The 26,028-nt window shown below is 51.0% G+C and carries 28 protein-coding genes and 1 other annotated feature; of the genes, 11 read left to right on the top strand and 17 right to left on the bottom strand.

The genetic code is table 11. From position 1 onward, the window contains the following. Positions 1–53: 53 nt before the first annotated feature. The 4 genes from KNP00_RS12845 to KNP00_RS12830 form a co-directional block, all read right to left on the bottom strand. On the bottom strand, positions 54–2,597 hold the full coding sequence (locus tag KNP00_RS12845; RefSeq protein ID WP_215145895.1) for a hypothetical protein: 2,544 nt from the start codon (positions 2,595–2,597) through the stop codon (positions 54–56). A 714-nt stretch (positions 2,598–3,311) separates the two neighbouring features. Further along, positions 3,312–5,942 carry a S8 family peptidase gene (locus KNP00_RS12840; RefSeq protein ID WP_215145893.1) on the bottom strand — a complete coding sequence of 877 codons (2,631 nt, stop codon included), beginning with the start codon at positions 5,940–5,942 and terminating at the stop codon, positions 3,312–3,314. 189 nt (positions 5,943–6,131) lie between these two features. Further along, entirely contained in the window at positions 6,132–7,442 is a 1,311-nt protein-coding gene (locus tag KNP00_RS12835) for an Ig-like domain-containing protein (RefSeq protein ID WP_215145891.1), read from the bottom strand. Positions 7,443–7,612: 170 nt separating this feature from the next. Further along, entirely contained in the window at positions 7,613–7,987 is a 375-nt protein-coding gene (locus tag KNP00_RS12830; RefSeq protein ID WP_240542886.1) for a nuclear transport factor 2 family protein, read from the bottom strand. A 169-nt stretch (positions 7,988–8,156) separates the two neighbouring features. On the opposite strand from KNP00_RS12830, the gene KNP00_RS12825 reads away from it, so the two are divergent. From KNP00_RS12825 to KNP00_RS12810, 4 genes are all read left to right on the top strand, one after another. Further along, positions 8,157–10,382: a C40 family peptidase gene (locus tag KNP00_RS12825; protein WP_240542885.1), complete on the top strand. Its 2,226-nt coding sequence runs from the start codon at positions 8,157–8,159 to the stop codon at positions 10,380–10,382. 12 nt (positions 10,383–10,394) lie between these two features. Further along, a complete protein-coding gene (locus KNP00_RS12820) occupies positions 10,395–10,661 on the top strand; it encodes a hypothetical protein (RefSeq protein WP_215145887.1) in 267 nt (88 codons plus the stop codon). A 49-nt stretch (positions 10,662–10,710) separates the two neighbouring features. Next, positions 10,711–10,943: a binding site (T-box leader), on the top strand. 55 nt (positions 10,944–10,998) lie between these two features. Then, positions 10,999–12,330, top strand: coding sequence for an anthranilate synthase component I (trpE, locus tag KNP00_RS12815; RefSeq protein WP_215145885.1), 1,332 nt, complete (start codon positions 10,999–11,001; stop codon positions 12,328–12,330). After that, the gene (locus KNP00_RS12810; RefSeq protein ID WP_215145883.1) at positions 12,327–12,902 is read left to right on the top strand and encodes an anthranilate synthase component II; all 576 of its coding nucleotides are present in this window, start codon (positions 12,327–12,329) and stop codon (positions 12,900–12,902) included. The genes trpE and KNP00_RS12810 overlap by 4 nt, the downstream gene beginning before the upstream one ends. Positions 12,903–12,905: 3 nt before the next feature. Here the strand turns inward: KNP00_RS12810 and KNP00_RS12805 are convergent, their stop codons facing one another. The 9 genes from KNP00_RS12805 to KNP00_RS12765 form a co-directional block, all read right to left on the bottom strand. Continuing rightward, positions 12,906–14,126, bottom strand: coding sequence for a hypothetical protein (locus tag KNP00_RS12805; protein WP_215145881.1), 1,221 nt, complete (start codon positions 14,124–14,126; stop codon positions 12,906–12,908). A gap of 83 nt (positions 14,127–14,209) precedes the next feature. Next, a complete protein-coding gene (locus tag KNP00_RS12800) occupies positions 14,210–14,905 on the bottom strand; it encodes a dihydropteridine reductase (RefSeq protein WP_215145879.1) in 696 nt (231 codons plus the stop codon). 17 nt (positions 14,906–14,922) lie between these two features. Further along, complete coding sequence (locus KNP00_RS12795) at positions 14,923–15,675, bottom strand: iron ABC transporter ATP-binding protein (RefSeq protein WP_215145877.1); 753 nt, start codon at positions 15,673–15,675, stop codon at positions 14,923–14,925. Beyond that, positions 15,672–16,730 (bottom strand): iron chelate uptake ABC transporter family permease subunit, encoded by a 1,059-nt coding sequence (locus KNP00_RS12790; RefSeq protein WP_215145876.1) that lies wholly within the window; start codon positions 16,728–16,730, stop codon positions 15,672–15,674. The genes KNP00_RS12795 and KNP00_RS12790 overlap by 4 nt, the downstream gene beginning before the upstream one ends. Further along, a complete protein-coding gene (locus tag KNP00_RS12785; RefSeq protein ID WP_240542887.1) occupies positions 16,727–17,710 on the bottom strand; it encodes an ABC transporter permease in 984 nt (327 codons plus the stop codon). The genes KNP00_RS12790 and KNP00_RS12785 overlap by 4 nt, the downstream gene beginning before the upstream one ends. A 23-nt stretch (positions 17,711–17,733) precedes the next feature. Continuing rightward, complete coding sequence (locus tag KNP00_RS12780) at positions 17,734–18,744, bottom strand: siderophore ABC transporter substrate-binding protein (RefSeq protein ID WP_215145872.1); 1,011 nt, start codon at positions 18,742–18,744, stop codon at positions 17,734–17,736. Positions 18,745–18,980: 236 nt separating this feature from the next. After that, the gene (locus tag KNP00_RS12775; RefSeq protein ID WP_215145870.1) at positions 18,981–19,274 is read right to left on the bottom strand and encodes a hypothetical protein; all 294 of its coding nucleotides are present in this window, start codon (positions 19,272–19,274) and stop codon (positions 18,981–18,983) included. A 5-nt stretch (positions 19,275–19,279) separates the two neighbouring features. Then, positions 19,280–19,567 carry a hypothetical protein gene (locus KNP00_RS12770; RefSeq protein ID WP_215145868.1) on the bottom strand — a complete coding sequence of 96 codons (288 nt, stop codon included), beginning with the start codon at positions 19,565–19,567 and terminating at the stop codon, positions 19,280–19,282. Continuing rightward, positions 19,564–20,130 (bottom strand): zinc dependent phospholipase C family protein, encoded by a 567-nt coding sequence (locus KNP00_RS12765; protein ID WP_215145866.1) that lies wholly within the window; start codon positions 20,128–20,130, stop codon positions 19,564–19,566. Before KNP00_RS12765 ends, KNP00_RS12770 begins: the two co-directional genes overlap by 4 nt. Positions 20,131–20,245: 115 nt before the next feature. On the opposite strand from KNP00_RS12765, the gene KNP00_RS12760 reads away from it, so the two are divergent. The 6 genes from KNP00_RS12760 (at position 20,246) to KNP00_RS12735 (ending at position 23,025) form a co-directional block, all read left to right on the top strand. Then, positions 20,246–20,773, top strand: coding sequence for a TetR/AcrR family transcriptional regulator (locus tag KNP00_RS12760; RefSeq protein ID WP_215145860.1), 528 nt, complete (start codon positions 20,246–20,248; stop codon positions 20,771–20,773). A gap of 1 nt (position 20,774) precedes the next feature. Further along, complete coding sequence (locus KNP00_RS12755) at positions 20,775–21,083, top strand: DMT family transporter (RefSeq protein ID WP_215145858.1); 309 nt, start codon at positions 20,775–20,777, stop codon at positions 21,081–21,083. 11 nt (positions 21,084–21,094) lie between these two features. Further along, positions 21,095–21,427: a DMT family transporter gene (locus KNP00_RS12750; protein ID WP_215145856.1), complete on the top strand. Its 333-nt coding sequence runs from the start codon at positions 21,095–21,097 to the stop codon at positions 21,425–21,427. A 65-nt stretch (positions 21,428–21,492) separates the two neighbouring features. Continuing rightward, on the top strand, positions 21,493–21,774 hold the full coding sequence (locus KNP00_RS12745; protein WP_240542884.1) for a DUF4440 domain-containing protein: 282 nt from the start codon (positions 21,493–21,495) through the stop codon (positions 21,772–21,774). 68 nt (positions 21,775–21,842) lie between these two features. Further along, on the top strand, positions 21,843–22,442 hold the full coding sequence (locus KNP00_RS12740; RefSeq protein ID WP_215145854.1) for a short chain dehydrogenase: 600 nt from the start codon (positions 21,843–21,845) through the stop codon (positions 22,440–22,442). 118 nt (positions 22,443–22,560) lie between these two features. Further along, the gene (locus KNP00_RS12735) at positions 22,561–23,025 is read left to right on the top strand and encodes a hypothetical protein (protein WP_215145852.1); all 465 of its coding nucleotides are present in this window, start codon (positions 22,561–22,563) and stop codon (positions 23,023–23,025) included. 40 nt (positions 23,026–23,065) lie between these two features. Here KNP00_RS12735 and KNP00_RS12730 read toward each other — a convergent pair whose 3' ends face one another. From KNP00_RS12730 to KNP00_RS12720, 3 genes are read right to left on the bottom strand one after another with little or no spacing between them, the layout of a single operon-like run. After that, positions 23,066–23,428 (bottom strand): VOC family protein, encoded by a 363-nt coding sequence (locus KNP00_RS12730; protein ID WP_215145850.1) that lies wholly within the window; start codon positions 23,426–23,428, stop codon positions 23,066–23,068. A gap of 3 nt (positions 23,429–23,431) precedes the next feature. Then, positions 23,432–24,199: an ABC transporter permease gene (locus KNP00_RS12725; RefSeq protein WP_215145848.1), complete on the bottom strand. Its 768-nt coding sequence runs from the start codon at positions 24,197–24,199 to the stop codon at positions 23,432–23,434. Continuing rightward, positions 24,199–24,900: an ABC transporter ATP-binding protein gene (locus tag KNP00_RS12720; RefSeq protein ID WP_215145846.1), complete on the bottom strand. Its 702-nt coding sequence runs from the start codon at positions 24,898–24,900 to the stop codon at positions 24,199–24,201. The genes KNP00_RS12725 and KNP00_RS12720 overlap by 1 nt, the downstream gene beginning before the upstream one ends. A 101-nt stretch (positions 24,901–25,001) precedes the next feature. Between KNP00_RS12720 and relB the strand changes: the two genes are divergently transcribed. Further along, positions 25,002–25,226 carry a type II toxin-antitoxin system RelB family antitoxin gene (gene relB / locus KNP00_RS12715; protein WP_215145844.1) on the top strand — a complete coding sequence of 75 codons (225 nt, stop codon included), beginning with the start codon at positions 25,002–25,004 and terminating at the stop codon, positions 25,224–25,226. Positions 25,227–25,234: 8 nt separating this feature from the next. On the opposite strand, the gene KNP00_RS12710 is transcribed toward relB, so the two are convergent. Then, a complete protein-coding gene (locus KNP00_RS12710) occupies positions 25,235–25,645 on the bottom strand; it encodes a hypothetical protein (protein WP_215145842.1) in 411 nt (136 codons plus the stop codon). Positions 25,646–26,028 lie beyond the last annotated feature (383 nt).

The following is a 26,028-nucleotide window of genomic DNA, read 5'->3' as shown; positions in this document are numbered from 1 at the left end:
CAAAAAACTCCAGAGGATAAGTCCCCTGGAGTTACGATTGTTATCACTTTTAATTAGTTGATTGTAATGTCAGCAGTTTTAGAAAGTCCATTTCCAGTAACAACTGTGATTGTCTCAACCACATCGATTGAGTCATCATCATCAGTTACATTACCGTCCGAATCAATTTCATTTCCACCGAAGAAGTACATTGAAGTTGAGTTAGTAATTTCTACTCCATATTGATCAAGTACATCAACAATAGATTTTACATCCGCTGAGACAGCATCATCGATTGATGTTGCTGAGAACTCGACTGATTTAGCATACGGTGCTTCTTCACTCACTACCACTGAAGCAGACGCTACTTTTACTCCATCTTTCCAAGCAGTGATTGTTGCAGTCCCCTCTTTAAGACCACGTACTTCAACATCATTATCTACCTTAGCGACTGAAGTGTTGCTAGACGTGATGAAGTCTGGAGCAGTATCTGCCAAGACAACTTTTTTACCTTCCGCATCTACGCCATTCAACATTGCTGTTACGTCATACGCATCAGTGTTTCCTGCATAAATTGTACCGAAGCTCTCTAAAGTATAACTCTTAATATCTGCTGAGTTAATTACTTTAACATTCACATCTAAAGTTTTAGTACCGACTGTGATAGTAAGTTTTGCAGTTCCAGCGGCATCAGCAACGATTGTATTATTGTCGTTGTCCTGAATTACGGCGTCTGTGTCAGAGCTTACAGAGATTGGTCCTTCAAATTCACGACCATACTGGTCAACTACTGTCAAGTCGTCGTTATCGAGTGTTAACGATGAACCAACTTCAAAGACTGTAGGGAAGCTAGCTGCTGTGATTTGTTGTGCGACAGCAGTAGGTTGAACATCCAAGTCAAGTGTAGCGACTGTTTTAGTGCCAATCTTAACTGAGATTTTTACATCTCCATTTCCGTGAGGCGTTACAACGAGTTCATTATCATCGTTGAATGAAATGTCACCGTTCGCAGAAGCATCAACTACGCTTGTATCTGAACTCACAAATGTAAGTTGGCTTTGCTCAGCAGTTCCAAAGTCTTCGAGATCATATGCAGTACCGTATTGATCAGCTGCTACATATTTAACTTTCATAGCTTCACCTTGAACAACTAGAGAAGATGGAGCAACGACATCGAAGCGGTCGACAGCTGGATCAGCAGCTACAGTCACCTTCACAGTAGCAACATCACCTGTTGCATTGATGATAGCTGTAAGTGTAGCAGTACCTTCCTCATCTCCTGCTTCAAAAATCAAGTTACCTTCTGCATCAGTATCGATATCAGCAGGGTCTACAACATCAAGATTCGAAGATGTAAATGTAACGCCATCAGCTGTTGAAATTGCGCCAGCACCAGTAGAGTTAGGTGTAAGTTCGATTTCTTTACCGAATTGGTCAAATAGTGAATATTTGATTTGTACATTTGTATCGCCAACGTAAATACGTTTTTGATTTTCTGGAATAACTACTTCTCCAAATTCGAAGTCTCCAGCAGCAGCATTTTCAGTAACAACGACGTTTTTCTGAGCAGTCAAACCTTTATAAGTAAGAGTTACTCGAACAACGTCTCCAACTTCAGCTCCGTCACCGTCAAGGTCAGAGAATTCGATTTGGCTTTCGTTAGCTACAGTATTTAAAGTTACTGAAGACTTATCAGTAACATTGTAACCTGCAAATGCTAAGCCTGCAGTATCACTATCAACTTCCATATCTGTTCCATATTGGTTTAAGACTTTGTAACGAATAACGTTACCGTCAGCAATTTGAACTGAATCTGAAGAAATTTCAAGAGAAGAAACCGTTTCTTCCATTACTTCAACTTCTTTAGAAATCATTTCTTCAGTAAGTCCACCAACTTCAACAGTGTAAGTTCCTTTAGGAAGTTCCATGGCTGTAGATAATGTAGCTACAGATTTATCCTCGTTCCATTTTACAGTCACAGGGTATACTACTGCGCCACGCTTAAGTTTGAAAGTAGCTTTTTCTGAATCTACTTTACCGTTGAATTTAACTTCCATCTTATTAACATCAACTGGTTTTACTTCTTCTACTTCAGGAGTAGATTTGATTACTTTGTATTTAACTGTTTTCGTAACAACGCCGTAAGCGCGGTTAGCGTAAGTGAGTGTTCCTTCGAACTCTCCAACTTCATCTGTGCTGAATCCAGCTACTGAGAGTGGTTTCGCATATTCATTACCGTCAGCGAAGAGTACAGGTTGAACGCGGATCCCTGAAACAGGAACGCCTTGCTCGAATACGAACTCAGAAGTCGGTTTGATTTCTTGTGCGTGGTTCAAGACGCGGACGCGCTTCTCAACACGGATGCCTTGGCCTTTAACAAAACCTTTAGCAGTTTGGAATACGCCGAGTTTGTTCAAGTCTACTGAAGACTTGTACCAGTGAATTTCTCCACCGTTGTACGTTTTGTCGAGTGTCGCGTCGAGGTCCCCTACGCGTACATAATCTGATGAAAGACGTACTGTCTTTGTTGCTGCGTCTGCCGTGATTGCAGGCGCTACTGCTGATGCTGCTACTGCGAACGCTGCCGCTGCAGTAACGAATTGTTTCTTCTTAGCCATCTGATGAAAATCCTCCCTTAGGTAGATAGGTTTTTCTACCGTCCTTGCCCAACCGATCTCGTTCGGAGTCATGTATCCATAACAATGAATAAAGTACGAATGATTATGTAACCGACTCTTCTGTAGACCGGGCGTTCTCCCCCGGTAGAAGTCTTTTCAAGAATCATCTTGCACAAATTACCAAGACTGTTCTTGGAAAACCTTACATCCATAATATACATAACCCTTCCAAGCGACACAAGCGTTTTTTTTCGCAAAAATGGTAACGTTTTTGAATTTTGGAGATTTTAGTTTAATTCATTTATTGATTTACCTATTTTGGAAATGTCGAAACGGGTCGATTTTTGTTGATTTTATGCGATTTAAGCTAAAATACTCGTTGAAAACCATTTTTATACCATTAATTACCTATAACATTTAATTTACAGTGATGAATTTGAAAGACCAAACTTAACCATACATATTTCCAACTCATAAAATCATTGACCTCTTTCACAAAACCAAACATATCCATAATCGTGTCCGACATTCCAACTACTGGTTCGCTACAATCTCGTTCAGGTTTTGCCTACTCGGAAGGACTTTATGCCTAGCGCCGATTACGGAGCAAATCCGCTCCGTCTCTCGTCGACCGAGCATGACCTCTCCCTTAGTGAACGACAAAAAGACGGGTACCCCGATCACTCGGTATACCCGTCTCTTCCATCATGATGATTATCGTACGGTCGTCTTCGTCATCTTGCCTGGGCGACCTTTCAAGTCCTCGATGTGGACGTTGATCGTCTCACTCTTTTTGAGCGCACGTGTCTTCACAGAGAACGTGCCGTTCGGAAGGACCGTCCCGCGTCCTAGCAACTGATACTTGCTGTTGCGGACGACGACACGCATCCCGGCGTCACCGCGACCCGTGACCGACTTCGCGCCAGAACGGAGCGTGTTCACTTTCGGTTGCCCCGGACGTGTGCCGGCTTTCACGATGACGCGTTCGCTCGTTTCATACTTCCCGTTCGTATAGACGACGCGAAGGAGCGTCCCTGCTTTTTGCGGTTGAATCGAGAAGGCGGCCATTGTCTGTTTCGACGTGCCACGTCCGATCAACTTCTCTCCTTTGTACACGCGCACACTTGTCCCCGACGCGACTTTCGCCTTGAACGCCGTGGCGTTGTCCTGTGCTCTCGCGCCAGAGGCATTCAGTTTGAGCATCGACTCGGCGTGGTGAAGGTTCACCTTCCCGAAGCCGCCTAACACATCGTAATACGCCACTGGTAACGAAAACTCGACACTCATGTCTTCATATGCCCACTCATCTTCCTCATCCACCGGTACTTCAGGCACATCTCCGCCTGAGAAGGCGACCGGGTCAGCCGTCCGTTGCAAGAGCGCACGGATCGACTCGACCGAGAGGGTCGGGTGCTGTGATTTCAAGAGGGCCACGACGCCAGCGACGTGTGGTGTCGCCATGCTCGTGCCGTCCAAATAAACGACATTCCCATCTGGGACAAGGCTCGCGATTTTCGAACCTGGTGCCACGACATCGACGCCGTATCCGAAATTCGAGTAATCTGCGACGATTCCGAGCGAATTCGTCGCTCCGACCGAGATCGTATACTTCGAAGAGGCCGGATAAGATACTTCCGGTTCACTTTCGTTCCCCGTCGCCGCAACGACGACGACACCGCGGTCATAAGCATACTTCAACATGTAACCGATCGTACGACTTTCGCTGCCACCGAGACTCATGTTGATGACTTTTGCTCCAGCATCGACCGCATATTTGATTCCGAGTGCGATTTGATCCGTATCACCCGTCCCGTCTGCTCCGAGCACTTTGACCGGGAGGATTGATACATTCGGTACCATCCCGCGCATCGAGACACCGTTGTCTCGTACTGCCCCGATGACACCTGCCACGTGCGTCCCGTGACCGTTCTCATCGCGAGAGCTTCCATCTCCGTTCGGGTCTGTGAAGTCTTTCCCGTTCGCGACATCGACTTTTCCTTTAAAGTCGAGTAGACGATCATCCACGCCTGTGTCGAGTACGGCTACCTTGATCGAACGACCTGGAAGGCGGAGTGCCTCATAGCCTTCTAGCCCGACACCCGCATACTTCATCGGTTGGAGGACTGATTTTTCATTGATTGCCCATTGATACTCATAGTTCGAATCTGTCGCAAACGCTTTGTACGTCTGAACTGGCTCGATGAATTCGACGTTTGAATCGGCACTCAACGTCGCTTTTGCTTTTGCTTGCATCTTCGTGTTTGCCGACTCGACGTCAACGAGCGCGAAATAGTCTCCCGGACGACCGATCGAGATACGCTCTGCCGATACATCCGTCATCGCGTTCATCTTGCCGATCGATGTCGATGGTTGTGATTTGTATTTGACGATATAACGCGGTGTATCCACCGTTTGAAGTTCCATTCCAATCTGTGCGAACACGTCTTCCACCGTTGAACCGGCAAGGCGTGTCATATCGACCGATGAAGCCAAGTCATTGACATCCGACTTGATTCCGCTCGGTACGCTTGATTTGACCAAGGCGTGCATGCGGTTGATCGCAGCCGCTTCATTTTTCGTGATGGTGTGACTTTCTTTGTTGACGATTGACGTGATGAGCGGACGTAACGTCTGAAGGTCCGTCAACGCCTCTTGGCGTTTCTGTTTGTCGAATGCCAACTTACGGACGAGGTACGGGGACGACTTGTAGTAAAGTGCCTCCAACTGACGTCCTTCTTTCGACCCACCAAGGATCTCTTCTTGCAGGCGACGAATCATATCGAGCAACCCGCCGTCTTCTGGCATCGGGAGCAACGATTCGACCGGACACATCGTTCCGTTTCCTTCTTCATACTTTACTGGGAGTTTCACTGATTTATAACCAAGTGAGACATCTGCTGCCGTCGGTGGAATTACCGCGCCCTCTTCATCGATTGTCTCGAGTGGCATGTATTCCACTTTGATGTAATATGGACCTTCCCATGCATATGGGAAGTGGATTTTTGCGACTGACGTCTCGGCGTCCGGAGAAGCACTAGCCCGGTAGCGATCGAACGTCTCATCCTTCGCCGCCATGTCGGTGCTCGGGTAGATGCTGATGTTCGCGAGCTTCGAAGATTCGAACGTGACTTCCATATGTGTCATCGCGGACGTTTCTCGTTCCATCTTGAACCAATACGTGTTGACCGGGTCCGTATCGGTCGTGAACTCGACCGCTTCCCCCGGAGTGAGTAATGTGGCATTGGTCATCCCGTCTCCGCTGTCAGCGAGTGCTGGCGGCAGGAACGAGAGGACGAGGACGAGAACCGTCACCATCGCCACGAACTGCTTGAATCGTGCTTTCATGTTTTCCCCTCTTTCATATGTGTTGGAGCATGTGCCCCACATCGTTCTACGGTATTTATCGGTTCATGTTTCAAAAATGTAACAAAAATGTTTCGACGATGTTTCAAACCGTTCGTCGAATCGTCTCTCATCCTATTAAGGGGGTAGCTCTTCGCATATAAAAGACCGGTGTCTCCACCGGTCCCTCAATTAGTATCCTGCGTATTGAAGCGATTGGATGAATGCGCGTTTTTCCGCACCTGCTAACTTAAACTCTACATCGTATTCGCTACCTTCGATTGTGACGACGATCCGATTTTCCGGACGGACGTACTTGTCGACGAAGTTGATGAGTTTCGTGCTCGGGTCGAATAGGAATGACTCTTCAATCGAACCGTCATCATACATTTCGTACATCACATCATCTTCTGAGATATTTTGTGAGTATGTCGCGCGCCCAACGCGGAGTGTCATCTTCTCAAACCCTGCGATTTCCCCATCTTCCGCAAAGTAGTTGAGCAGGAAGTTCAGGTTTGATTTAGATGGATGACCGAGAAAGGCCGGTGCGAATGTCTCGGCGTAGCGCGTGTCACCACTTGAACGGAATGCTTCTTTATGGAGCGTCAACTTCATGCCTTCAATATAGACACGATGGAAGTTGTGATAGAGTGCGTGTTGCACTGTGATCGCTTTTGGCTTACTGACGTTGCCTGCGCCGTCACGGATGACGAGTGACATCTTCTGTCCCATCTTTTGAGCAGGGATCGGGACGATGAATCCACCGTGTGACATGACCGGTGCCGTGTACGTTTTGCTGCCGATTGTGACGATAGCCGTCGAATATGGTTCAGCTTTTCCGAACACGCCACGCATCGATGCCGTCACCGATTTCGTCAATCTTGCTGGCTTCGGTGCGTAACGGTCTTTGTAGACGCTACGTTTTGACAAATCGCTCGTCGCACCTTTCCTCGTGACCGTCTTCGCTGAGAGCCACGAGTAAGCAGGTTGAGCTACAATCCCACGACGATAGAGACCGTTCGCATCGAACTTCCCTTTATACGTCTTGTCGCCGATCGTGAGCTCGACGTATTGTCCCGGCTCCCCGACGACACGCACTTCGCGCGACGTCTCCGTCAACGGTTTGATGACCGGTGCATCAGGACGTGCTTCCGGGTCTTCTGCGACGATCGCACGCGTCGTCTCACTGATGTTACCGCTCGCGTCGACGAGACGGACATCAATCACTTTCCCGACCGACTGCGGGGACATCTTGAAGACGGCCTCGCCACCTTCTAAGATCGTACGGACGTACGTCTTGCCGTTGATCATGATCTCCGCTTTCGCCGCGACTTCACCCGTGATCGTGAGTGCGTTCGACGTGTGGAGTGGTGCTGATAATACAGGGGCGTCAGGTGCAGTGACGTCTTCGACCGTCTCCGCGTTGACGACTGTTGAAGGAACGATTCCTCCGAATGCGAGCGTAGTCGCTAAAAAAAGAGCTGCATACTTCGGTTGCTTCATGCTAAATAAGTCCTCCTAATGAATAATGACAATCGTTTACAAAAATATTATATACAAGCCAATCTTGAAAAGGTACATAATTTTTCTAAATTAGGTACATTTTTTTGAAAATCACATTGTCTTATTTCACAAAAAAGACACTCCGCTGGTTCGGAATGTCTGAAACTGGCTTATCCTTCGTTGATCATCGTCGCTTGTCCGCCTTGCCATAACCAGACGCCATCCTCTTTCACGTAGAGATGAAGCATCCAGAAGCGACCTTCGTAGGCGTTCGTACCGAGGATGAACTTCTCCTCGAGCAACAGTTGGACGATGGCGATGTCGCCGCGTACCGTCTCGTCGAACGTCACGGTCTCCTGCGCGATCCATTGAATCGCCGTCGGGTCGACGAACTGGTCCAAGAACGTCTCTTTATCGAACTGACGCCCGCTCGAATCGACATATCGGAACGAGTCGTGCATGAGCGCCCGCATCGCGTCGAGGTCGCCGGCCACCTGATGGGCCGACCGGTCGTCAGAAAGTTGTTTCATGTTGAGTGTCTCCATAGTTGTCCCTTCCTTTCCCCGTCCATCATAGCACAGATGACGAACAGCGAACGAGTGGAATGTCGCACGTCGAATCATTCAATCATTTCCCTTTTATCGAAATATGCAACCTTTTTCGCATCAATAATCGATATACTAAAAATTGTAAATTTCATGAATCGAGGTGGAAATGTTGAAACGAATCTTCAGTTTACTCTTACTCCTTACCTTCTGTTGGACACTGACCGCACAGGCGACCGAATCAAACGCCATGCTCCCTATCGGCACGACCCTCTATGCCGACCCGGAGGAATCAAGCATTCTACTCGTCACGGATGAGCCGAGACGGGTCGAGGTCCATGACATGACCGAGACGCATACGTCCGTCACGCTCGACGCGAAAGACGGATTCGTCCGAAATGACGCCTTGGTGCACGCCGTCACACGCTATGTCCAGACGGAGACGGGTGCGCTAGACGCTTTCGGCAACCCGGTCGCGACACTCGCAGTTGGGACGGTCATCGACGTTTTTGACCTCGGGGGTGCGCTCCTCCTCACATTGGACGGAACGTATGTCGCCCGTGACGCGCTCGGCGAGACGGCGCCGGATTTGGTGACCCGCTACGCGAAAGCAGGCGCAATCGTCCTATCCGCTCCGGATGGGGACAAGGTCACCGAGCTCGAGACCGGACAGACGCTCGAGGGACTATTGGTCGATTCGATGCTTCAGATCGTGACGGCGGACGGCTTCGGCTATGTCGCCCTCGATTCGACGAGCACACGTCCGCTCAAGACGGGCACCCAGTTCGTCTTGACGACATCTCCTTACACCGATGCGTCCGGCAAGACCACCGGCTCCCTCGTCCGTGGTGACGAGACGAGCATCTATGGCACCATCGGGGACATGGCCCGCCTCTTCAAGGACGGGGCCTACGTCTACATGAAACGCGACGCACTCGCAGACACGATGCCGTACTATAAGAAGACGGGCAGCCGCTACGCGCTCGCTGCGATTGACATCTATCAGGACACGGACAAGAAACAAGTCGTCGGTTCACTCAAACGAAGCCAGCTCGTCAGCATTTACGGGACGGATGGCGACTTCACACGCATCTTCACGCGCGGTCAGTTCTTCTTCGTCGAGACGACATCGCTCGGTAAGACGAAACCAGCGCCGCTAAAGACGGGGCAACGGTATATCACGAAGAACACGCCGATCTATGCCCGGACGATCCTGTCCTCAAAGACGTCCCTTAGCCTGAAGCGCGGACAACTCGTCAGCATTTACGGGACGAAGGGCGGCTATACCCGCATCTTCACGAAAGGCAACTACTACTTCATCCCGACGAGCGTGACGAGCACGAAAAAGCCGCCACGCTTCGAGTCGACGGGGACGCGTTACAGTCGCTATGACGAGGTCGAAGTGTACGCCTCGACGTCCGTCGTGAAACAAGTCGGTTCCTTGAAACGCGGACAGGTCGTCGAAACGTACGGGACGAGCGGCTATTACACGCGCATCCGTCTGAACGGGACGTATCGCTACGTCGCGACCGGCTACCTCGCCGTCTCGAAACCGACCGCGAAACCAAAGGCGGGCACGGTCTTCTATACGCAGTTCAACGGCACGCCTTACTTCTCGGCTGACGTCGCGTACGGTCGTCCGGCCGGCACGTTGCCGCGTGGGACGAAACTCGTCGGGCTCCGCTCGATCGATGCCGACTTCTGGCACGTCCGCCTTCCGTCCGGGAAACGCGTCTACGTGTTGAACCCGTATATCGCCGAGACGAAACCGAAGGCGATCCAACCGGCGAGCGTCTATACGGCAGCCCACTACGGGACGACGAAGAAGACACCGTTCTATGCCAATCCGAACGACACCCGTCCGATCGGCTATCTCGATGCCGGACGTCGCATCTACCCGCGCGGGAAGAGTGGCGACTCGTATCTCATCCAGTACGACTGGCGCCCCGTCTACGTCAAGACGAAGGACATCCGCATCAAGCAGGACGCCTTGTTGAAGAAACGGGACAACTCGCAAAAGGAGCGTCTGATCAACGCCGCCGTGAAACATCTCGGGACGCCGTACACGTGGGGCTCGCAGTCCCCGCTGAACGGTGGGTTCGACTGTTCCGGTCTCATCCACTATGCGACGAACCAGGCCGGCAAAGTAGGTGGTCGCACGAACGTGTCGGGCTATTGGTATAGCGGACATTTCAAGAACAAACGGACGGGCATCACGAGTGCCCGTCGCGGGGACATCATCTTCTTCGCCGGGACGTACAAATCCGGCCCGTCCCATATCGGCATCATGCTCGATGACGAGTTCTTCATCCATGCCGGGGGCGAGATGCTTCAAATCAACTCGGTGCACGACCCGATGTGGAGCCCGTACTTCCTTGGATACAAATCGTTATAAGGAGGAATCTCCATGTTTGAGTTCGTCGACCCGTTTCTGTGGCAGCTCGTGATGGTCCCAACGTTCGCGATTGGACTAGGGGTCGCCATCGCACTGCGCCTGAAGCGTTTGTACGCCGCTCCTTTGATCACGTTTTTCGCCTATTGGGTACTGGAGTGGCTCATGTATCGGGGCACCCTCTTCTTCTTCACGAAGTGGTGGCTCCTCCCTCTCCTGGCGTTGGAGATCACGTTCACGTTCATCGGCAAACGTCAGGTGGGACCGTCCTCGGTCAAATGATGCTTGACAAGATATCTTTGTCCCGTTAAAGTAACGATAACATTCATACGAACTCGCGATGAGAAAGAAGAGTAGCGCGAAGGGACGTCTCCAGAAAGCCGGTGGTCGATGCGAACCGGTGTCGTGCCTTGCGTGAATGGGCTTTTGAGCGTTCAGACCGACATGTAGGCTCTGACGGGTCCTCCCGTTATCGGGGACAGCGAATGATGGTTCGCGATGAGTGGGAAGACGAGGCGTCTTTCAACGAAGGTGGCAACACGGGGGAATCTCCTCGTCCTTCATGTCCGATCGGGCATGCGGGACGGGGAGATTTTTTTAGTTTAAGGAGGAGATGTGGATGCAACAACTTATGATCAATGGTGACGAACTCACACCGGTGGCGATCTTCCACCGACTGCAAGGTGAACGAAAGGTCTTACTCGAAAGTCGCGCGGAAGGCAAGCACGGGCGCTACTCGATCATCGCGGCGAATCCGGTCGAGACGATTCGGGTCGATGGGAACGACGTGACGGATGCAACGGGAACGATCTATGCGGACGACCCGCTCCATGCCCTGTCGGAACACATCAGCCGTGACGACTTCACTGCACCGTACCCGTTCATCGGCGGTGCCGTCGGCTATATCGGCTACGACTTGCTTCGGGTGTATGAACCGATCCCGAAGACACCGACCGTGACGCGTGATTTGCCGGACGCCCTCTTCCAGCGCTATGAGACGGTCGTCTTATACGACCACCTCGAAGAACAGGTCATCTTGCTTGATACGAGTGAGACGGATGCGACGATGCGACTCGAGTCCATCCGTGAACAGCTCGAGACACCGGAAACGCACGCTCTCGAACCGGTCGTTCGGACGAGCGAACAGATTTTGACACCGAAGGATGAATTTATCGACCGCGTGCTAAAGGCGAAAGAGGCGATCCTTGCGGGCGAGGTGTTTCAACTCGTCTTGTCGCAACGGATCGATGCGACGTTCACCGGGGACCCGTTCCACTTTTACCGGACGCTGCGGAAACAAAATCCGAGTCCGTACTTGTTCTACATCGACCTCGGGGAAGCGATCGTCCTCGGTGCATCACCCGAGAGTCTCGTCCGGGTCGAGAACGGAAAAGTGACGACGAACCCGATCGCCGGGACGCGCCCACGCGGGAAGACCGATGAGGAAGACATGCCTCACGCGGCATCACTTCTAAAAGACGAGAAAGAACTCGCCGAGCACCGGATGCTCCTCGACCTCGGACGGAACGATATCGGACGGGTCGCCAAAGTCGGCACGGTCACCATTCCGAAACAGATCGAGCTCGAGCGATTCAAAAACGTGATGCATCTCGTCTCGGAAGTCGAAGGGGACCTACGGGATGACGTCACGCCAATCGACGCCCTCCGTGCCTGTCTGCCGGCCGGTACCGTCTCCGGGGCTCCAAAGATTCGGGCGATGCAGTTGATCGACGAGCTCGAGACGGTGAAACGGGAAGTGTACGCCGGGGCGGTCGGTTATCTCGACGTCCGCGGTGGATTCGACTTCGCCCTCGCCATCCGAACGATGGTCGTCCAAGGTGACACGGCCCACGTTCAAGCCGGCGCCGGCATCGTTTATGACTCGGACCCTGTATCGGAATACGAAGAGACATTGCATAAAGCCAAATCCCTCTTGGAGGTGTTCGCATGATTCTCCTCATCGACAATTACGATTCGTTCACGTATAACGTCTATCAGGACGTCGCCCGCTTCAGTGACGTCTGCGTCATCCGGAACGATGAACATACAATAGAAGAAATCCGTCGCATGAACCCGGACGGCATCATCCTCTCCCCCGGTCCCGGCGGTCCAAAAGATGCCGGTGTGTCGCTCGCGGTCGTCCGGGAACTGTCCGGCTACGTCCCGATTCTCGGGGTATGTCTCGGCCATCAAGTCATCGCCGAGGCGTTCGGTGGGGTCGTCGGACGGGCGAACGAGGTCATGCATGGGAAAGTCTCTCGGATCAATACGGTGCCTGGCGTCCTCTTCGAAGGATTGTCGATGGACGTCATGCGCTATCACTCGCTCGTCGTTCAAGAGACCGAACTGACGGTCACGGCCGAGACGGCAGACGGCGTCATCATGGCACTCGAGCACCCGACCCATCCGACGTACGGCGTCCAGTTCCATCCCGAGTCGATCGGGACACCGGACGGACGTGGCATCTTCGAACAGTTCGTCCAGCTGTGCACGAAAAAACCGGGGCACGTGTCCCCGGTTTGAGTGTCATCTGTCTGGTTGTGCCAATACTTTCATTTCTTCCCCATCAGCAACAATAAAAATCTTTTGCCGTTCGACTTCTGCCTTGAAATTCAAAGTAACCGGGCGAGACATCGATAATTGGGTCGCTTGAGTCCGTTCTTCTGAAATGAGTTGGATTTGATGTCGTTCCCGTTTTTCTAGAGCCAAGCGTACTTTAAACTCTTTTTCATAATTTTCAAGGGACGAATGAAAATCAGATCTTTTTTCTTCAAATTCTTGACTCATTTTATTTAAGTGATTGGTAGCCTGTACGATAGTAGACTCCGGATCTCCTAACATACGCATAGCATGTATTGCACCTTGAGAATTTAAAAGGAACATGTAAATCAATTCCTCATATTCCTGGAACTCCGTTATCACTTTTTTTAAAGCATTCAGTTTGTCTGCTTCTTTAAATACAACGGTGCGTTTTTTTAGTTCTTTCAACTTATTTATAGGCATTTCAATATCTTTTAAAAGAGCATAAAGTGAATCGATATCGATTTTATAGTTATACTCCAGCTGCTGGACTATTTTATAGTCAACTGAGTCCTCTTTGATAAAAACCTGAACACGATCAAGGTAATTAAATGAACTCCTCACTTGTCCATGATAGTCATTTAATTTCATAGCAACAAGGTTGTCTAATGTTTTTTGAATGTTGTCTAATGACTTTTTAATTTCTTTCAAGTGCTCTTGTGCAACTACAGTAGTTGCTACACTAAGTAATAGCATCCGCATTTGCAAAGGATTAATCTTTTTCAGATTCGCATGCTCTTTAATAGCTTTACCATTCTTTGCAAAAGCACGATAATATCCTTTGTCCTTAGATTTACTGACTTCATATATTCCTTTTTTGATAGCAGCTTCCGTTTCTGGTGTGAACACTAGTTCAAATGCTTGTTTCCGATTGATCATTTGAACAGCAGTTGAAATTCCGGCAGATTTGACAATTTCTTTTAAAGATGAAGTCCAATCCGAACTTAAATCAATCGGTTCCTTTGCCTCGATATTCTCAAAATCAACAGGAACCAATTGGACAGAATCTTTATTTTTCACTAAATGAATCCTCTGATCATCTTCATATTGATCCATTTCAATAGATGAGGTTGTTAAGCTTACTACAGAATACTTTCGTCTATTCAGCACCACTAATCCAATAACGAAAATAAACAGGACAATAAGCACTATATAAAAAAGTTCCACTTTCAGGCCCCCTCAATAATCATTTGATTAAAGTATAAAGGTAGACATTAAAAAAACCGAGGACAGATTCCCCGGTTTGATCATTATTTCAAAAAGTCTTCTCGCTGAAAATCATGCTTGTCGAGCTTGATGTTGTCACATGCCACCCCGTTCGACCGGAGCACCTGGATCGTTTCACGCAACAGCTCATCACTACCAACGATATAGAACAAGGCGTCCTTGTCGGATGCCATCATCTCCACCCGTTCATAGTAATCTTTCCGACTCGGGACGAACTCTGATGTGAAATGCTCGTTCGATTCGAAGACGTCACCGAACAGATACGCCTTCGACGAGTCGACGTTCAACGAATGGAGATGCGAAACACCTTCCATGTTCGCCAAGTACTCGAGGACGACCGGACGGAATGTCGCGAGTCCAACCCCAGCCGATAAGAGATAGACGTTTTTCCCGCTCCGTTCGAGCGGGACGTTCGAATGTGTCTTGAACAAGGCGACCTTGTCCCCTGGTACCATGTCGCGAAGGATCGATTTGAACGTCGAGCATTCTGACTTGATACGGGTCGTGATGCCGATTGCCCCTTCGTTTGGCAACGTCGAGATCGACATATGGCGGACGAGGCTCCGGTCCGGCATATCCCCGGCGTTGAATCCTTCGAGCGCGAGATGCGTGTGCGCCCCTTCCTGCCACGTGAATTCAGGCGGCAAGGCGAGATGGAACGTGTATGTATCGGGTGCCTCGTTTACGACCTTTGTGATTGGTGTCCAGTCAATTTTCATGTGAATCCTCCCTTTCGTTAATACACCGCAATCGGCCCGTACGGCCCTTCGATGATTTCCAGTTTCGTCTCAAAAATATCCGATAAAATCTTTGCGTCCATGACTTCGTCGACCGTCCCGAACGCAGCGATCTGCCCGTCTTTCATCGCACAGATGCGGTCCGAGTATTTCGCCGCGAAGTTGATGTCGTGGAGCACCGTGACGATTGTCCGTCCGAACTCGTCGGCGACGTGACGCAAATACTCCATCATCTGTACCGAACGGGCGATGTCCAAGTTATTGAGCGGCTCATCGAGGAGGACGTATTCCGTCTCCTGACAGAGCACCATCGCCACATACGCACGCTGTCGCTGCCCCCCTGAGAGCTCGTCGAGATAGCGGTTCTCGAGCGCGGTCAAGTCGAGGAAGTCGATATATTTCGAGATGATCGCCTCGTCCTCTTTCGTGAGCCGTCCTTTCGAGTACGGGAAGCGGCCGAACCCGGCGAGTTGCCGGACGGTGAGCCTTGTCACGAAATGGTTCTCTTGACGCAGGATGGTGATGATTTTTGCCAAGTCTTTTGACTTCGTGCTCGACACGTCCATCCCGGCGACTTGAATCTGCCCCTCGTCTAAGTTGAGCAACCGTCCGATCATCATGAGCGTCGTCGACTTGCCCGCCCCGTTCGGTCCGATGAGTGAAGTAAAGCCGGCTTTCGGGATGTCGAGCGTGAGCGGTCCGATCTGGACGTCGTCTGTATACGATTTTTTGACTTGTTCGATTTGAATCATAGCGACCTCTTCCTTAGAATGACGGCCAAGAAGATGAGTCCGCCGAACAGTTCGATGATGACGGAGACGACACTTGGCGTCTGGAATATGTGATACATAAAGAAATACGCGCTCGTCAGGACGAAGAACCCTAGGGCGAACGCCATCGGGAAGACGTACTTATGGTCGTACGTCGAGGTGACCTGGTAGCTGAGCGTCGCGACTAAAAACCCGAAGAACGTGAGCGGTCCGATGAGCGCCGTCGAGACGGACATGAGGAGTGAGATGAGAACGAGCGTATAGATGACGCTCATCCGATGGTTCACCCCGAACGTCGTCGCGACGTCCTTGCCGAGTGCGACGATGTTGAGTCGGTTCGAGAACAAGAATAGGAGAATCCCGACGATGATGACGATCGGGATGACGATTGGGAAGTACGCCACGTCCGCATTCGTCACCGACCCGAACAGTCGCGCTTGCAGGATATCGAACTCGGACGGGGCGAGCATGCGGCGCATGAACGACGACACCGAGTTCAGTCCCGTCCCGATGATGATCCCGACGAGGAGCATGAGCTGAAGATTGGCATATTTCCCCGACAAGAGCCATCCATAGAGGAGTAGACTCATCCCGACCATGAGCCCGACTTGTGTCAAGAAGGCGCTTGTCCCCGAGAATCCGATCAACGCCCCTGCCCCGAAGAAGAACACCATGCTCGTCTGAATCGTCGAATAGAGCGCGTCGAACCCGAGCAGCGACGGGGTGATGATGCGGTTGTTCGTCACCGAGTGGAACGCGACCGTCGCAAGACTTTGACAGAGGGCCGCGATCAACATCGTCACAATCGAGACGACACGACGCTCGACGACCGGAATAAACGACGGCGAGTCGACAGGGACGGGATTGTTATAAAGAAGAAGGCCGAGGGCGCACAGTAGTCCGCCGAGAATGAAGGCACTTAAAAAGAGCCAGTAGCGCCTGCTCGCCCGCTTCGATTGAAACGCCGAGGCGTGACGGGCTTCTTTCAGTTCTTCGACTGACATTTCGACACCGTCTCGTTCTATGACCGTACTCATCGAACCCCTCCCTTCTTACGTTGTCGCATCAAAATCATGATGAAGACGACCGCTCCGACCGTCCCGAGAATGAGCGAGACGGGGAGCTCGAACGGTTTGATGATCGTCCGAGAAATCAAGTCACTGACGAGGATCGCCCCCATCCCGACGAGACAGACCCACGGCAAGTTGCTACGCAAATCGTCCCCGCGAAACATCGAGACGAGGTTCGGGACGATGAGGCCAAGGAACGGCAAATTCCCGATGACCGTCGCCACGACCCCGACCGACAAGGCGATGAGCCCCGTCGCTATCATCATGAGCTGGTTATAGTTCACACCGAGGCTCGTCGCGATGTCTTCCCCGAGCCCCGCGAGCGTCAAACGGTTCGCCAACAAGAAGATGAGCACCGTCACGACGACGATGACCCACAGATATTCGTAACGCCCGATCTGGACCGAGGCGAACGAACCGACGAACCAGCCCTCGATCGCCTGGCTCGCCCGGAAGAACAGGCCGAGGAACGTCGAGACGGCAGAGATGACCGCACCGAGCATGAGCCCGATGATCGGCACGATGAGCGACGAACGGAGTTTGACCGAACGCAAGAACCAGAAGAATACCATCGTCCCGATGAATGCGAAGACGATCGCCCCGGTCATCCGCATCATGAGGCTCGGTGCCGGTACGAGTAAGTAAACAGTGAGCAGGCCGAGTCCTGCCCATTCGAGCGTCCCGGTCGTCGTCGGTTCGACGAGCCGGTTTTGCGTGATGAGCTGCATGACGAGCCCCGCCATCGCCATCGCCGCACCCGTCAGCATGAGCGCGACCGTCCGTGGCACGCGGGTGATCCAAAACATATCGAAGTCGCCGCTCAAGTCGTACACTCCCGTGAACAGAGAGAGGACGGCTAAACCGAACACCGACACGACGGCGAACGTAAACGACTTCGTCCATAATCTAGAAGAGGGCTGAGACAATGTCTCAACCCTTGTTTTCATCAACTGTTGCACCAGGCACGTCCTTACTTCGCAAGTGCGGCTGCGACACTGTTAAAGAACTCTGAGTATGTTTGAATCGACTCGTTCAAGTATGTGTCTTTCGGTGCGTAGACGATGTTGTCTTCCGTGACAGCCGTCGTCTTTTGAAGAGCGGGTGCGTTGTTGATCACGTCTTCCGCAGGGACCGCACCTTCTGCGTCACCGAGTGGCGCGTCACGGTCGAGGACGAACAACCAGTCCGGGTTGCTTTCCGCGATGGCTTCGACTGAAACCTCATCTCCTTCATGGTCACCCGTCGAGGCTTCAACCTCAAGCGCCGGAGCCCATCCGAAGATGTCGTACATCGGTCCGAACACACGACCTGTCATCGGCGCAGAGAACCCGATATCTCCACCTGATACGATGACTGACATGACCGTGTCATCTTCGTTGTATGCTGATGCGACGTCTTCAATCGACTTGTCGAGGTCGGCGACGAGTTGTGCCGCTTCTTCGTTCTTGTCAAAAATATGCCCGAGTGTGAGCGTCGTGTCCTTCAAGCCTTTAACTAAAATCTCACCCGGTGTGCCCGCATCTTCCGGGATGTCGATGTTCAAGTCGATGACCGTCGCTTCCGGTACCAACTTTTTGATGTCCTCGTAGTAACTAGCGAAACGTTGACCGACGATGACGACGTCCGGGTCAACCCCTGCGATCGCCTCTAAGTTCGGCTCGAAATGCATCCCTGCGTCCGCGATCTCTTCGTTTGAAGCGTACGGTGAATCAGCAGGAAGGAGACCGATCGGCGCCCCGACGAGCTCGATGTCCCACGCTGCCAATGTTTCGAACGTCCGGTTATCAAGGGCGACGACCTTCTCCGGATTGACCGGTACCTCGACCGTGCCATGTGTATCCGTAATCTCGACCGTTTCCGCTTTTGTTGCACCGTCGACGCTCTCTTCTTTCTTCGTCTCATTCGTTCCGCCACATGCGGCGAGTACGAAGACGAGCAACGTCAACATGAGTGAAATCTTGAATTTCCCCACTTCATCCATCTCCTCTGTATGTAGATTTCAATGATTCTCTCACCAAGAACGAGCCACATCGGGTATGTATGTCTAGTATTGTGTTCTCGTTATCAGTGATAATGATTATCATTGTCGTTTTCATCAAGTAGCATAACAAACAAAATTAGGATACGCAATGCCAAATTGAACAAATTTGTCTAGGAAAATTTCCCTTTCCATTAAGAGTGCAAAAAAAAAGAAAGTGGAGAGGTCCACTTTCAAAGTCACTCGTCGTCATGGTGATGTCTCTTTCGACCGTGAATGATATACGTAACGAACAGGACGAACGTATACGTCGCTGAGAAAATCACGATACTCAACAATCCGTCCGGTATGAGTTTCGTGATGAAGAACAACGAAAACACGACCGAGAAAAACAAATACGGTCCTCGATCGTCAGTCGGCGTGTCTCGCCAGTAAATGATCAAGATGAGAAGCGCGATCGGACCGCAAAGGGCATACAAGAAGAAAAACGGCACACGGCGCATCAAAAATGGAGTTGGTTTAGGCAGTTCCATCCCACTCATGCCTCCGAGATCCCGTTCGCCAACAGCAACAAAAAAGTCCAAATCGACAATGGGATCATCAATCCGATTGTCGCAAGCAGCGTGTAGATTTTTATGATTCGATCCTTCGTGAACAGTCCCCAAATCAACGTGGTGAACAAGGCGATGTCAATCGCGAGATATACCCAGATGACCGTCATCAGCTCAAGGTTCGGAAACACTCGACCGTTCAAGGTGAAGAAGGTGATCACCGTCACGATAAAGAGTCCGAGCGTTGCGTATAGTGGTGCGTATCGCTTGTTCATACGAGCATCGCTCGCTTCCGTTTGACCATCTCCAGGCAGCGGCGGACACACGTATCGACATAGCCATCGAACTGGTGCGGCAAGAACATTGTGTACGTCCCCTCTTCTGTCATCGCCGCGTCCTGCTCGACTTTCTCAACCAGTTCAATGAGCTCTTTATTCCCTTTCAACCGTTCAAAGTCGAATGATCCGAGACGCTCCGACAAACGCGCGTTATACGCATCGAAATCTGCATAATAGGAAACCTGCTTCTCTGGATTTTGAGTAATGATTTCCTTCAGCCAGCTTTTGTAGAACCCTTGCAACCATATCTCATCCGCGACGAGATGCACGTAGTATCCAAGTCGAAAGGACATCTCTACATCTTCACTATCCCGCCAATATTGTTCAAAGTCTAGTCGACGGGACAAATCCTCATGACACCCTGCATAATAATGCGAAGTCCCCTTCTCCGTCGTCGCATCCGGTGCGAGACTTCCGAGCAAAAACGCGACTTCATCGATCTCCGACAACTCTGGTAACATCTCGTTCGCGATGACGAGATGCATCAAATGTGAACCCATGTCAGCTCCCCCTTTCCCACATTATTCCATCCATCGTTTGGCTAGACAACCTCAAAACATATTTGATAGGATAACTTTACTGAACGGTCAGTAAAGTAAAGTGAGGTGCTACTCCATGAGTAAAAAACAAATGTTGCTTCAGACGGCCGCCCACATGATTCGAGAGGACGGCATCAGTCAGTTGTCGCTCGAACGGTTGGCGATGAAAACGGGGATCACGAAGGCCGGCGTCCTCTACCACTTCGACAACAAGGCCAACTTGTTGCGCCAGATGAACGAGCTCGCCATCGAGACGTTCGAGAGACGGATCAGCGACCACCTATCGGACGGTCCGTACCCGTTCACCCGTGCCTATGCCCTCGCGACGTTGGATGATGTCGATCACGGGGACATGGACCTCATCGCCGTCTTCATCTCGTCACAGGAAGATGCAATAAGTGAATCGATTTGGCGTGCGGTTTCAGGTAACTGGGACGAACGGTTCGCAGCCGACGGACCCGACCAGGACGCGGTCTTGAACGTTCGACTCCTCTGTGATGGCCTTTGGTTCGCCGCTTCCTATGGATATAGCGACTCGTTCAAGGAGCGTGCGGCGACACTCATCCATGAGGCGTGTGACGCGCTTCATCAAGGAGATGCTTGATATGGGATTCCTTTATTTGGTCGGGGCGGTCGCTTCAGAACTGTTCGGGTCGAGCATGTTGAAAGTGAGTGCCACCTCGACGAGCCGACTCCCGATTCTCGGGGTCGTCATCGGCTACGGGACGGCGTTTTATCTTTTATCGCTCGCCCTCTTTACCATTCCGCTCAGTTTTGCCTATGCGTTTTGGAGCGGGGTCGGGACGGCACTCACGGCCGTGATCGGGTTCGTCATCTTCCGCGAACATGTGAGTCGTCAAAAAATTGCCGGGATCGGGCTCGTCATCATCGGGCTCGTCTTGATGAAAGTGTGAGGTGAATCGAAATGAAAGCCTATCTCTTACTCTTCTTTTCCATTAGCTTTGAGGTGCTCGGGACGTCGATGTTGAAGCTGTCGGACGGATTCACAAATCTTGTGCCGAGTGTCATCCTCTTGATCAGTTTCGCCGCCTCGTTCACCCTCATGGGCATCGTCTTGAAGACGATCCCACTCAGTATCGCCTATAGCATCTGGGCCGGACTCGGGACGGTGGCGACGGGACTCATCGGGGTGTTCGTGTACGGGGAAGTTCTTTCGGCGTTGAACGGAATCGGTCTGTTGTTGATCGTCCTCGGCGTCATCGTGATGAATCAACAACGAAAGGAAGCCGTCAGCTGACACATCATATTCAAACACGTGAAGAAGCGTTACTCACGACGGAAGTCAGGCAGTCGACGGAGCGATTGCGTGAACTGTTGACCGACGATTTCTTTGAAATCGTTAGCTCGGGACGATTACTGTATCAAAATTGGGATCAGACGACACTCCAGTTCGATCCGATTGAGGCCGTAGTATCCGAGTTCACGCTACACCCGTTGACGGAAGGTCACGTCTTCGTGACGTATCGTCTCGTTCAACCGGCATTGAAGCGCGAAACACGTCGTAGCTCGATTTGGGTACTCGTGGATGGTCGTTGGAAGATGCGTTTCCATCAAGGTACGGTCGTCCCGAAAGAGGCAACTTGATTGCCGAACGTCCTCATCTTCCGCTACTCTGAAATGGAATCTAAGCGTGACGAAAGGGGCAGTTTCATATGAATATTTTACTCGTTGGGGCAAGCGGTACGGTCGGTCAGGCCGTCGCGAAAGAGTTGGAGAAAACACATACGATCATCCGGGCTGGGCGTAACGGGGCAGACGTCAAAGTCGACCTCACATCAGAAGACAGTATCCGCCAGATGTATGAGACGGTCGGACGGGTCGACGCGGTCATCAGCACGGCGGGCAGCACGCATTTCGGACCGCTTTCCGAGATGACGCCGGCGGATAATCAGAAGAGTATCGACAGCAAGATCAAAGGACAAGTCAACCTCGTCCTTCTCGGGCTCGATTATGTGAACGATGGTGGTAGCTTTACACTGACGAGCGGAATCTTGATGGACGACCCCATCAAAGAAGGCGCATCGGCGGCACTCGCGAACGGGGCCATCAAAGGATTCGTGACCGGTGCGGCGATTGAGATGCCACGGGGCATCCGCATCAACAACGTCAGCCCAAACGTCCTCGTCGAAGCGCTCGATGCGTATGGTCCTTATTTCCGTGGTTACGAGGCGGTACCGGGTGAACGGGTCGCCCTCGCTTATGTGAAGAGCGTCGAAGGCGCGCAGACTGGACAGACGTACGAAGTGTATTAACCTTGAAGCATCTCTTCAAGAGGTGCTTTTTTCGTACCTTGTCCTTTATTTTATCTACCTCGATCAGAAGATTCCGCTATACTCGGGGCATCTTATACCCGGGAAAGGTTGAAGTTTCATGAAAGACAAAACGTTTCGCGCCCTTTATCACATTCCCTCTTCTTTCGTCGAACATCCGCTCCAAAAGCGCGCCCTTCAGGCAATCGGTCGTCCTCAAGAATCGATGGTCGAGGTGATCTTCCGCGTCGGTGGGTTTGGCACGTATGATGTGAGTACGATCACCTTTTTTGAGAGGGGCACCGTCCTTCGACACATTGAGCGGTCCGATACGTCAATCACCGAGCCCTTCGAATTCGAATACTACGAGGGAGAGGAAGCGAAACAGATGCGTGTCGCGTTTCACCTGCTTGGCACGAATTGGTGGCCAGCCATCTTCGAAGAACCGGAAGGGGTTTGTACGCTAGACGGCACACAGTGGAGTCTCAGCGTATACACGAACGGGACACTCATTCACGAGCATCATGGCAGCAACGCCTACCCATCCGAATGGGAACAAGTGACTCGCCTGTTCGGTATTTCTTGAAGAACGACAAAGGGAGCATCCGCGATGGATGCTCCTTTTGTCAGAGCGCTTGAATCATCTCGACCCGATTGCCGAACGGGTCACGGAACTCGAACCGGTCGAACCCTGGAATCGGGATGCCTTCGGAATAAGGAATCTCGTTCTCTCGAAGCGCTTCCTTCCAGTGACCTAGATCCGTCACAGCATACGCGATATGCGCTTTCGTCTTCTGTCGTTCCACGTCGTCCTCTGCCCCGACATGGACGGAACGGTCGCCGACTTGAAGCCAAAACCCGCCACGCCCCTTCAGCGACTCCGGCTTGTCGATTTCACGTAGACCGAGAAAGTCACAATAGAACGCCTTCGCATCTTGCTCGGCGCCAGTCGGAATCGTGATTTGGACATGATGAATCCCTGTAATCATTCCTCATTCCCCCTTCCGATAGGTCAGTCCGATATACTGCATCTTCTCGTTGAACAAACGTGGGTACGCCAAATAGCCGACGAGCGTCGCCGAGATCGAGGCGGTCGTCAAAATCAAGAAGAGGATCAAGAGTTGGTACAGGACCGCCTCCATCGGGTCCGCTCCCCCGATGATGAGGCCGCTCATCATTCCCGGCAACTGGACGAGCCCCATCGTCTTTTGCGCCTCGACGGTCGGGATCATACTCGTGCGAATCGCATTCTTCAAACTGCGGTCGATGGCCACTTTCGGCGTTCCGCCGAGTGAGAGAATAAGTTCGATGACGTCGTCACTCCGTTCGACCTCGTCTTTGAACTTGTTCAAGAACAGGAGCGACAACACCATGCTATTCCCGATGACCATCCCGCTGATCGGAATGACCTTTTCCGGCTCAAATGGGATGATACCGAGTCCGAGCATGAGGCCCATCGTCAATGTTTCGATCGTCACGAGCGTCAAGACAATCATCCACGTGATCCCCGGAATCCCGTCCCCTTTTTTGATGATGTTCTGTGTCGCCGCGCCAATCATAAGTAAAATCATCAATAACATGAAAATCGGACTGTCGCTCTCAAAGACGAACGTCAAGATATAGCCGATGATTAACAGTTGAGTGATGGAGCGGACCGTTGCGATCACAATATCACGTTCGAGTCCGAGTCGTAGGACGAGTGTCAAAGCGAGCGGGATGACGACAAAGACGAGCGCCGTCGCAAGTTCAATATATGACATCAATCTTCCCCCCTGACGAATCGCTGAACGACAGGGTCATCCGACTCATCGATGAACGATGCGTCCCCGTAGGCGAGCAGTTCCCCGTCTTTCAAGAACCACATGTCATCACTCACCCGCCGCGCCTGGTCGAGATCATGGGTGATCCAGATGACGGTCACACCGTACGATTGTTGCAGTTTTCGAATGAGTCGCTCGATTTCTTTCACCGTCCGATAATCAAGGCTCGCCGTAATCTCATCGAGCAAGAGCACGTCTGGCTTATTGACGAACGTCCGGGCGATGGCGACCCGGCTTCGTTCCCCTCCCGACAGTGATTTGACGGGATGGTCGAGGAGCGCCTCGCTCAAGTCGACATGATGCAATAGCTCAGCGGCTCGGTCACGGTCGAGTGTTTCGTCGAAGATGGCTTTCGGTAGATTCAAGTTGTCGTACACCGTTCCTTGAATCATCGGCGCACTTTGGAACGCCATCCCGATTTTCTTTCGTAGCTCGAGGATGTCCATCTCCGCGATGTCTTCCCCTTTAAATAGAATCGTGCCCGTGTCTGGTGACAGCAACCCGTTGATATGCTTCAGACACGTCGTCTTGCCGGCGCCACTCGGTCCGACGAACGTCGTAATCCGTCCTTCCCGGAACGTCCCGGACACATGATGCAGGATGTCTTGATGACTCACATCTTTGAATTCAATGATTGACATGCTTCTCTCGCCTCCTGGTTCTAGTGTACAGAAAAGAGCGGATGAGGTCGTCAAGAATGCAGTGTACAATCGGTTATAATCAGATTAAGGGGGTGTCTGTGATGGAAATAATAAATATCCATCTCAATGAAGAAGATGCGAGCGTCATCAAGGAATATGTAGAAGCGAAACAGCTGCACCTGTCTACCTTCATTCGCGATGTGATGATTGAACATATTCAAAACGAAAGAGACGTAAATCGATATCACGAAACGATGTATCATCATCAAAAGGAATCGAAAGCAATCTCATTCGAAGAGATGATGAAAGAATTGGACGGAGAATAAATTCTACGTTAAACAATCTTTGTTATAGTCGGAGAATCAGTGGATAGCACTTCAATCACATCATTTGATGTAAGAAAAACATAGTGTTCCACTTCAACTATGCCCTCATACCGCTCCAAAGATTCTTGGGCAAACCATTCCAGATAACTAGAATTTTTCATTTTGAATAACGTCCAATTCCCGTACTGAAGATGTGCATAATGCTGATGCTGATGCTGATGCTCTAACATCCTCATTCGTGAGCCTTCATCCGAGTTTCGATAAGAAAGTACAAGACCATCAAACAGAAATGAATATTTCTGCCCCTCGGTTTCGCCCCTTAAGATAATTCGCAAAGAATCTCCATCGTCCAATAGTGACTCTTTGCACAGACGTGCCGGCATAGACTCTAAAGGAATCCATTTTTCCCATTCATTCACTTGAATTTATTATCTTCGATCTTTTGAGAGAATTCCCAACCCTAACAGTAAGAGACCTAAAATTAACACACCAACAAATGTAGTTACGGTCATATTTGTCACCTTTCGAATCATGTCATCGATCCAACATTCGAGTTACATTTTGAAATCCCTTGTCCGTCTAATTCGTTCATTTCCTACTCATTTCCTTGATAAACATAGTCATCTCAGAACAAAATGAACATGTTTATCGTGCTTAAACATGTTCATTTATCCGTGAACTACTCGCCACTTATTTGCTTCACAAATTGAAGTGGGAGCTTCTTGGGAAGACCGTGCTCTTACCAGCCACGGTTATGGACCAAGCTCGTCGGGCAGTCCCTGCCCTGAATGGTTTGTCAGTC

The organism is Exiguobacterium qingdaonense (assembly GCF_018617855.1).
Taxonomy (GTDB): domain Bacteria; phylum Bacillota; class Bacilli; order Exiguobacteriales; family Exiguobacteriaceae; genus Exiguobacterium; species Exiguobacterium qingdaonense.
This window is presented reverse-complemented; position numbering and strand designations above follow the sequence as displayed.

What these genes read in the sequence shown, in the direction of transcription:
- KNP00_RS12830 (WP_240542886.1), bottom strand. Translation starts at nt 7,987, where the DNA reads ATGGAGACACTCAACATGAAACAACTTTCTGACGACCGGTCGGCCCAT.
- KNP00_RS12795 (WP_215145877.1), bottom strand. Translation starts at nt 15,675, where the DNA reads ATGATTCAAATCGAACAAGTCAAAAAATCGTATACAGACGACGTCCAG.
- trpE (WP_215145885.1), top strand. Translation starts at nt 10,999, where the DNA reads ATGCAACAACTTATGATCAATGGTGACGAACTCACACCGGTGGCGATC.
- KNP00_RS12845 (WP_215145895.1), bottom strand. Translation starts at nt 2,597, where the DNA reads ATGGCTAAGAAGAAACAATTCGTTACTGCAGCGGCAGCGTTCGCAGTA.
- KNP00_RS12770 (WP_215145868.1), bottom strand. Translation starts at nt 19,567, where the DNA reads ATGAACAAGCGATACGCACCACTATACGCAACGCTCGGACTCTTTATC.
- KNP00_RS12755 (WP_215145858.1), top strand. Translation starts at nt 20,775, where the DNA reads ATGGGATTCCTTTATTTGGTCGGGGCGGTCGCTTCAGAACTGTTCGGG.
- KNP00_RS12825 (WP_240542885.1), top strand. Translation starts at nt 8,157, where the DNA reads ATGTTGAAACGAATCTTCAGTTTACTCTTACTCCTTACCTTCTGTTGG.
- KNP00_RS12775 (WP_215145870.1), bottom strand. Translation starts at nt 19,274, where the DNA reads ATGGAACTGCCTAAACCAACTCCATTTTTGATGCGCCGTGTGCCGTTT.
- KNP00_RS12740 (WP_215145854.1), top strand. Translation starts at nt 21,843, where the DNA reads ATGAATATTTTACTCGTTGGGGCAAGCGGTACGGTCGGTCAGGCCGTC.
- KNP00_RS12780 (WP_215145872.1), bottom strand. Translation starts at nt 18,744, where the DNA reads ATGGATGAAGTGGGGAAATTCAAGATTTCACTCATGTTGACGTTGCTC.
- KNP00_RS12835 (WP_215145891.1), bottom strand. Translation starts at nt 7,442, where the DNA reads ATGAAGCAACCGAAGTATGCAGCTCTTTTTTTAGCGACTACGCTCGCA.
- relB (WP_215145844.1), top strand. Translation starts at nt 25,002, where the DNA reads ATGGAAATAATAAATATCCATCTCAATGAAGAAGATGCGAGCGTCATC.
- KNP00_RS12785 (WP_240542887.1), bottom strand. Translation starts at nt 17,710, where the DNA reads ATGAAAACAAGGGTTGAGACATTGTCTCAGCCCTCTTCTAGATTATGG.
- KNP00_RS12735 (WP_215145852.1), top strand. Translation starts at nt 22,561, where the DNA reads ATGAAAGACAAAACGTTTCGCGCCCTTTATCACATTCCCTCTTCTTTC.
- KNP00_RS12790 (WP_215145876.1), bottom strand. Translation starts at nt 16,730, where the DNA reads ATGAGTACGGTCATAGAACGAGACGGTGTCGAAATGTCAGTCGAAGAA.
- KNP00_RS12800 (WP_215145879.1), bottom strand. Translation starts at nt 14,905, where the DNA reads ATGAAAATTGACTGGACACCAATCACAAAGGTCGTAAACGAGGCACCC.
- KNP00_RS12750 (WP_215145856.1), top strand. Translation starts at nt 21,095, where the DNA reads ATGAAAGCCTATCTCTTACTCTTCTTTTCCATTAGCTTTGAGGTGCTC.
- KNP00_RS12765 (WP_215145866.1), bottom strand. Translation starts at nt 20,130, where the DNA reads ATGGGTTCACATTTGATGCATCTCGTCATCGCGAACGAGATGTTACCA.
- KNP00_RS12810 (WP_215145883.1), top strand. Translation starts at nt 12,327, where the DNA reads ATGATTCTCCTCATCGACAATTACGATTCGTTCACGTATAACGTCTAT.
- KNP00_RS12840 (WP_215145893.1), bottom strand. Translation starts at nt 5,942, where the DNA reads ATGAAAGCACGATTCAAGCAGTTCGTGGCGATGGTGACGGTTCTCGTC.
- KNP00_RS12730 (WP_215145850.1), bottom strand. Translation starts at nt 23,428, where the DNA reads ATGATTACAGGGATTCATCATGTCCAAATCACGATTCCGACTGGCGCC.
- KNP00_RS12720 (WP_215145846.1), bottom strand. Translation starts at nt 24,900, where the DNA reads ATGTCAATCATTGAATTCAAAGATGTGAGTCATCAAGACATCCTGCAT.
- KNP00_RS12725 (WP_215145848.1), bottom strand. Translation starts at nt 24,199, where the DNA reads ATGTCATATATTGAACTTGCGACGGCGCTCGTCTTTGTCGTCATCCCG.
- KNP00_RS12820 (WP_215145887.1), top strand. Translation starts at nt 10,395, where the DNA reads ATGTTTGAGTTCGTCGACCCGTTTCTGTGGCAGCTCGTGATGGTCCCA.
- KNP00_RS12760 (WP_215145860.1), top strand. Translation starts at nt 20,246, where the DNA reads ATGAGTAAAAAACAAATGTTGCTTCAGACGGCCGCCCACATGATTCGA.